The following is a 6,138-nucleotide window of genomic DNA, read 5'->3' as shown; positions in this document are numbered from 1 at the left end:
ATGTGGGAGCGGCTGTTAGCCGCGATGCGCCGCGCGGGCGGCGCTCGATCTTGAGAGCGCTAGAAAAACGTCGGCATGCACCTCTCAGCCATGACCTGGTATTTCGCCTTGGGAGCGCTACGCGGTCTTTCGCGGGCAAGCCACGCTCCTACGAGTGGTTGCGTAACGAAGGGCGTTGATTCGCCTTTCGTTCATTCGGTGCTGAATCTTTTCCTCAATCGTTCTATCAGTTCACCCGCGGAGCAATGTTTGCCTTCCTCATACTCACGTGAACCAATAGCCAGCAACTTGATCAGTGCCAGACCCTCCGCCAGGGATTCATCCTGAGGGCGGGAAGCTGCATGCCTTTTGAGAAATTTGTTCGTTTCAACTCTCATTGGTTGCGTCCTGTGGAGGTGTCGATGTGTGACGGCTACAGCCTGGAGGCGAGACTAACGCAAATTCGGCTTGCAGCTGCACCACCGGTCAGAACCCTATTTCGTAACTCACAATGACCCGATTCTCATCCACCCCATCCTGCAAGCTCGACCGCGCCGTGGCGTTGCGCCAGCGTAGTCCGAGGTTCTTCAGCGGCCCGCTCTGCACCACATAGGCGAGATCGGTGGTGCGCTCCCATTCCCGGCCATCTTCCCCGGCAGCCCGCAGCAGCGCGGCCTTGCGCGTGGATACGTGGCTGACATCGACGTCGTCGCCCTTGACGTAGCGCAGGGTGAAGGTCAGCCCGGGCAGGCCCATCGCGGCGAAGTCGTAGTCGTAGCGCGCATGCCAGGCGCGCTCGTCCTGCAGCGAGAAGGTGTAGGCCTGCTGTTCGCTGAACAGGTAGGTGTCGGTGCCGCCGAGGTAGGCATAGGCGGTATCCCCGGCGACCTTCTGGTAGCCGCCGCTGAAGCGATGGCCACCGAGCTGGTAGCCGAAGTTGCTGCTGATCACCCGGTTGTCCACCTCGCCGACCAGCGCCGCGCCGGTTTCCCGGGCGGTGAAGTGGCGAATCTCGGTAAAGGCCTTGCCCGGTCCGAGTGGCAGCGAGTATTTGAGCCCGAGGTAGGTGCGCCGATAGAAGTCCTCCAGTTCGCTGGCGTGCGCACTCAAGGTCAGATCCGCCATCGGCTGGTAGTCGACACCGCCGTAGCTGTAGCTGTCGCTGTGGATCGCGGTGGACCAGGCACCCACCTGGGCCATGGTGGTCAGGTCCTCCGAATCGGCTGAATCCCGTTGCTTGACCTTGTCGACCCGACCGACATGGACGGTAAAGTCGCCGATATCCCGGGAGGTCAGTTGCCCGCCCTCGAAGTACTGCGGCAGCAGTCGACTGTTGTTCGACGCCAGCAACGGCAGGACCGGATTCAGCCCGCCGTAGCGCAATTCGCTCCTGGCGAAACGCACTTTGGCCGTCAGCAGCATTTTCGAATAATCGTCGAAGGCCCGGCCCTCGGCATCGCGCGGCAGCAGACCGGTACCGGAGCGGTCCGGGCTGGAGTCCAGCTTGAGACCGAGCATGCCGATTGCATCCAGGCCGAAACCCAGCGGCCCAGGGGTAAAGCCGGATTTCCAGTCGAGGATCAGGCCCTGGGCCCATTCCTCGCGCTTCGACTGGCTGGGAAAACCGTCACGAAAGTCACGGCTGAAGTAGAAGTTGCGCAGTTCCAGCCTGCCCTTGCCATCGGCGATGAAATCCGCCGATGCGGGGCCAGCGAGCAGGGTAAAGCCCAGGCCCGCGCCCACGGCGCAAGCCCACCAGGAGGTGCTTGTTGTCATTGTTATTACCTTCGGGATCGGGTCGGGCTGATGGCCAGCCCGACGACGGGGGAGAACTCAGGCTTTCGCCGGGTTCTTCACGAACAGCGCGATCAGCACCACGCTGGCGAGGATCAGCGGCACGATGGACAGCATGCCCATGTAGCTGACGCCGGTCAGGTCGTTGACGAAGCCGACCATGGCCGGCGAGACGATGCCGCTCAGTTGCCCGAGGGAGTTGATCGCCGCCGTGCCGGTAGCGATGCCCAGCCCGGAGAAGGTCGACTGGGGAATGGTCCAGAACACCGGGATGGCAATGAAGGTGCCCGCCGTGGCCAGGACCAACGCCAGCATCAGCGCCACCGGGTTGCCCGAGAAGCCGCAGGCCAGCAGGTAGCCGATGGCCGAGGCGATCATGCACCAGAGCAGGTAGCTCTTGCGGTCGCCGGTCTTGTCCGAGCGCCGGGTCACCACCAGCATGCCGATGCAGGCAACGATATAGGGCGAGGAACTGAGCAGGCCGACCATCAGCAGGTCATGCACCCCGGACAACTGGATCAGGTTGGGCATCCAGAAATTCAGGCCGTAGCTGGCGCTCTTGATCACGAAGTAGATCAGCGCGAACACCCCCACTTCCCAGGTCAGCAGCACCCGCCAGATCGAACCATGGCTGTTGCCGTCGGCCTTGCGGTCGTTTTTCAGGTTGTCCTTGAGCTGGTGCTTTTCTTCCGCGCTCAGCCATTTCGCCGAATCGATATCGTTGTCCAGCTTCCACAGCACCGCCAGGCCGAGCAGCACGCAGGGCAGCCCGGAGAGCAGGAACAGCCAGTGCCAGCCGGCCAGGCCGAGCAGCCCGTCCATCTTGCCGAGGATCAGCCCGGCGGCAGGCGAACCCACCGCACCGGCCAGGGGCACGGCGAGGAACCACAGGCCGTTGATTCGCGCCAGGTAGCGCTTGGGGAACCAGCAGGCCAGGTAGAACAGGATCGCCGGACCGAACCCGGCCTCCATCACCCCGATCAGGAAGCGCAGGAAGTACAGGGTGTACTGGGTGTAGGCGAACACCAGTGCGGCGGTGGCCAGGCCCCAGGACACCATGATCCGGCAGATCCACGCCGGCGCGCCGTACTTCTTCAGACCCCAGCTGCTGGGCACTTCGAACAGCACGTAGCCGATGAAGAACATGCTTGCGGCCAGCCCGTAGGCGGCGTCGCTCAGGCCCAGTTCGGCCTGCATCTGGGTCTTGGCGAAGCTGATGTTGATACGGTCGAAATAGGAAAACAGGAAGCAGATGATCGCCAGCGGCATGATCCGCCAGGCCACCCGGCGGTACAGCAGCAGTTCGTTGAGGCGTGCAGAGGCGGGTGCAATGTCCAGCGCCGTCGAGGACGTGGTCATGGTGTTCTCCATTCTTGTAATTGTGCGGAGAGTCGCCGCCATCGAGGGCGGCAGGTCGTGTTCGAATCAGGCGATGCGGATCAGGCTGCGCTTGTGGAGCTGGGCCCGCTCCACGTAGTCACGGGCATTGTTGTGGAATGCCTGGATGGCCTCCTCGGTCAGCTCGCGCACCACCTTGGCCGGCACGCCGAGGATCAGCGAGTTGTCCGGGTAGACCTTGCCCTCCGGTACCAGCGAGCCGGCGCCGACCAGGCAGTTGCGGCCGATCACCGCGCCATTGAGGATCACCGCCTGGATGCCGACCAGGCTGCCGTCGCCGATCCGGCAACCGTGCAGCATGGCCTGGTGGCCGATGGTCACGTCGTTGCCGACCCGCAGCGGGTGTCCGGGATCGGTATGCAGCACGGCGCCTTCCTGGACATTGCTGCCGGCACCGATCTCGATCAGTTCGTTGTCGCCACGCAGCACCGCCTGGGGCCAGACGCTGGCGCCCTGGCCCAGGGCCACCTTGCCGATCACCGTCGCGTCTTCGGCAACATAGACGCTGTCGTGCAGTTCCGGCCGTTGGCCGTCGTATTCATAGATCGCCATGGAGCAGTCCTCTTCTTATTGTTCGCTGCGCAGCACGCCGGCATCGCTCAGGCGGGCGATTTCCGTGTCGCTGTAGCCGAGGTTGCGCATCACTGCCAGGGTGTCCTCGCCGATCCGCGGGATGGAGCGCCGTGGCCCGAGGCGTTCGCCGTCTAGGGAGAAGGGCAGCAGGGGCATCGCCGTATGGCTGCCGTCTTCCAGTTCGAGCTGGGCCAGGCCGCCGCTATGGATCAGGTGTTCGTCGTCGAACAGCTCCTCCGGGCGGCGGATCGGCGCGAAGGGAATGCCGTTGGCTTCCAGTTGCGGCGCCAGTTGCTGGGCGTCGAGGGTTGCGAAGATCTCCGCCAGATGGGCCAGCAGGCGCGGGCGCTGCAGCACGCGGTCGTTGTTGCTGGCCAGGCTCGGGTCGTTCATCAGGTCTTGCTGGCCGAGCAGGGTGCACAGGGTGCGCCACTGGCCGTCGCCGGTGGCCGCGACGAACATCTGCTCGCCACCGGCGAAGGTAAACACGTCGTAGATGGCCCAGGCGCTGATACGGTTGGGCATCGGCGCTGCTGCTTCGCCGGTGACCACGTACTGCTGCATATGCTGGGCGGCCAGCAGCACGCAGTTCTCGTACAGCGCGCTCTGCACCTCGCGGCCCACGCCGCTGCGTTGGCGTTCGTACAGCGCGGCGAGCACGGCGATGGCGCCGAACATGCCGCCCATGATGTCGTTGACCGAACTGCCGGCGCGCAACGGCCGGCCCACCGGGCCGGTCATATAGGCCAGGCCGGCCATCATCTGCACCACTTCGTCGAGGGCCAGGCGCTGGTCGTAGGGGCCGGCGAGAAAACCCTTGTGGGTGGCGTAGATCAGCCGTGGGTTGCGCTGTTTCAGCGCGCTGTAGCCGAAGCCAAGGGCGTCCATGCGCCCGGGCTTGAAGTTCTCGATGAACACGTCGGCGCTGTCCAACAGCTTGAGTACCGCGTCACGGCCCTCCGCGGTTTCCACATCCACCGCCAGGCTCTGCTTGTTGCGGTTGAAGGTGCGGAAGAAACCGGCGCCAGCGCCGAGCAGGCGGCGGGTGCCATCGCCCTTGATCGGTTCTACCTTGATCACCTCGGCACCGAGGTCGGCGAGGATCATGCCGCAGGTCGGGCCCATGACCATATGGGACATTTCCACGACGCGCACGCCGTCGAGTGGCAACTGTTGCATGGGGCTTTCCTCAGGCGGCGGGGGCGACGAAGTTCTTGGGCAGGCCGGCACGGGCGATATGGCCGTACAGCGGCTCGCCGGGCAGGGCACTGGCGAGCAGCTCGCGGCAGGCAATCAGGCGTTGCAGGTCGATGCCGGTGGCGTAACCCATGCTTTGCAGCATGAACACCAGGTCTTCGCTGACGGTATTGCCCGAGGCTCCGGGAGCGAAGGGGCAGCCGCCGAGGCCGGCGAGGGAGGCGTCCAGCTCGGTGATGCCGTGCTGCACCGCCACCAGACTATTGGCCAGGGCCAGGCCGCGGGTGTCGTGGAAATGTGCGGCCTGCAACTTCGACCCGGCGATCTCGCGCACTGCATCGATGGTCGCGCCGACCTGGCCGGGGGTGGCATAGCCGGTGGTATCGCCGAGGGAGATCTGTTCGCAGCCGGTTTCCAGCACGCGGCGTACCAGGGCGCACAGGTCGGCCAGGCTGACCTCGCCCTGGCGGGTGCAGCCGAAGGCGGTGGACATCCCGGCGACCATGATCACCTCGTCGCGGCCACTGCTGCTGCGCAGGTCGCACATGCGGGCGAATTCCTCGACCATTTCTTCCGGCGAGCGGCGCACGTTGGCCTCGCTATGGGCGGCGCTGACCGAAATCGGCGCGACGATGCGCTGGGCGCCGCTGGCCAGGGCATTCTCGGCGCCGCGCAGGTTCGGTGCGAGCACAGTGACGTTGAGGTCGGGATAGGTCAGGGCGTGGGCCACCACCTCGGCGGCGTCGGCCATCTGCGGCAGCAGGCGGGCGGGAACGAAGGACGCGACCTCCATATGCCGCACGCCGGCGGCGTAGGCCTGGTCGATCCAGCGTTTCTTGGCGTCGGTGGGCATGATGCTCTGCAGGCTTTGCAGACCGTCGCGCATGCCGACTTCGTTGATGATTATTCTTGTCATGGCTTCTCTCGCGGGTTGTGCTGCTGCCTAAGGTAGGCAGGGCCGGGGCCGGGGAAAAGACGTCTTTGCAGGGGGTATCCATCGTGGATGGCGATGGATCAATCGATTTGTGCTGTGGCCAAGGGCCTCATCGCTGCATGGGTATCTACACATCTTTTGAGCACGAGCGCCTGTCAAGAAATCGCATCAAGGCTGCCAGGCGCATGCCGGAAGGTTTTCAGTGCCATCAAGATCGAGCGCCGCCCGCGCGGCGCATCGCGGCTAACAGCCGCTCCCACATC

Annotated in this window: 6 protein-coding genes; all 6 read right to left on the bottom strand. The window is 64.6% G+C overall.

Features of this window, described 5'->3' with window-relative positions; all coding sequences use genetic code 11:
* Nucleotides 1–191: 191 nt before the first annotated feature.
* Nucleotides 192–377 (bottom strand): type II toxin-antitoxin system Phd/YefM family antitoxin, encoded by a 186-nt coding sequence (locus ACODSK_RS32095; protein WP_489022104.1) that lies wholly within the window; start codon nt 375–377, stop codon nt 192–194.
* A gap of 88 nt (nt 378–465) precedes the next feature.
* Entirely contained in the window at nt 466–1,755 is a 1,290-nt protein-coding gene (locus ACODSK_RS32090) for an OprD family porin (protein ID WP_489022102.1), read from the bottom strand.
* Nucleotides 1,756–1,812: 57 nt separating this feature from the next.
* Nucleotides 1,813–3,132 (bottom strand): MFS transporter, encoded by a 1,320-nt coding sequence (locus ACODSK_RS32085; protein ID WP_489022100.1) that lies wholly within the window; start codon nt 3,130–3,132, stop codon nt 1,813–1,815.
* A 66-nt stretch (nt 3,133–3,198) separates the two neighbouring features.
* Nucleotides 3,199–3,723 (bottom strand): gamma carbonic anhydrase family protein, encoded by a 525-nt coding sequence (locus ACODSK_RS32080; protein ID WP_489022098.1) that lies wholly within the window; start codon nt 3,721–3,723, stop codon nt 3,199–3,201.
* A 15-nt stretch (nt 3,724–3,738) separates the two neighbouring features.
* A complete protein-coding gene (locus tag ACODSK_RS32075) occupies nt 3,739–4,923 on the bottom strand; it encodes a CaiB/BaiF CoA transferase family protein (protein WP_489022097.1) in 1,185 nt (394 codons plus the stop codon).
* A gap of 10 nt (nt 4,924–4,933) precedes the next feature.
* Nucleotides 4,934–5,857 (bottom strand): hydroxymethylglutaryl-CoA lyase, encoded by a 924-nt coding sequence (locus ACODSK_RS32070; protein ID WP_489022095.1) that lies wholly within the window; start codon nt 5,855–5,857, stop codon nt 4,934–4,936.
* Nucleotides 5,858–6,138 lie beyond the last annotated feature (281 nt).

The sequence above is a fragment of the Pseudomonas sp. FG98 genome (genome assembly GCF_057808595.1).
The sequence above is the reverse complement of the archived record's forward strand: the minus strand, read 5'-3'. Positions and strand labels throughout refer to the sequence as shown.

Bases quoted from the DNA above. Each gene is read 5' to 3' on its own strand.
- ACODSK_RS32070 (WP_489022095.1), bottom strand. From the start codon at position 5,857: ATGACAAGAATAATCATCAACGAAGTCGGCATGCGCGACGGTCTGCAA.
- ACODSK_RS32080 (WP_489022098.1), bottom strand. From the start codon at position 3,723: ATGGCGATCTATGAATACGACGGCCAACGGCCGGAACTGCACGACAGC.
- ACODSK_RS32075 (WP_489022097.1), bottom strand. From the start codon at position 4,923: ATGCAACAGTTGCCACTCGACGGCGTGCGCGTCGTGGAAATGTCCCAT.
- ACODSK_RS32095 (WP_489022104.1), bottom strand. From the start codon at position 377: ATGAGAGTTGAAACGAACAAATTTCTCAAAAGGCATGCAGCTTCCCGC.
- ACODSK_RS32090 (WP_489022102.1), bottom strand. From the start codon at position 1,755: ATGACAACAAGCACCTCCTGGTGGGCTTGCGCCGTGGGCGCGGGCCTG.
- ACODSK_RS32085 (WP_489022100.1), bottom strand. From the start codon at position 3,132: ATGACCACGTCCTCGACGGCGCTGGACATTGCACCCGCCTCTGCACGC.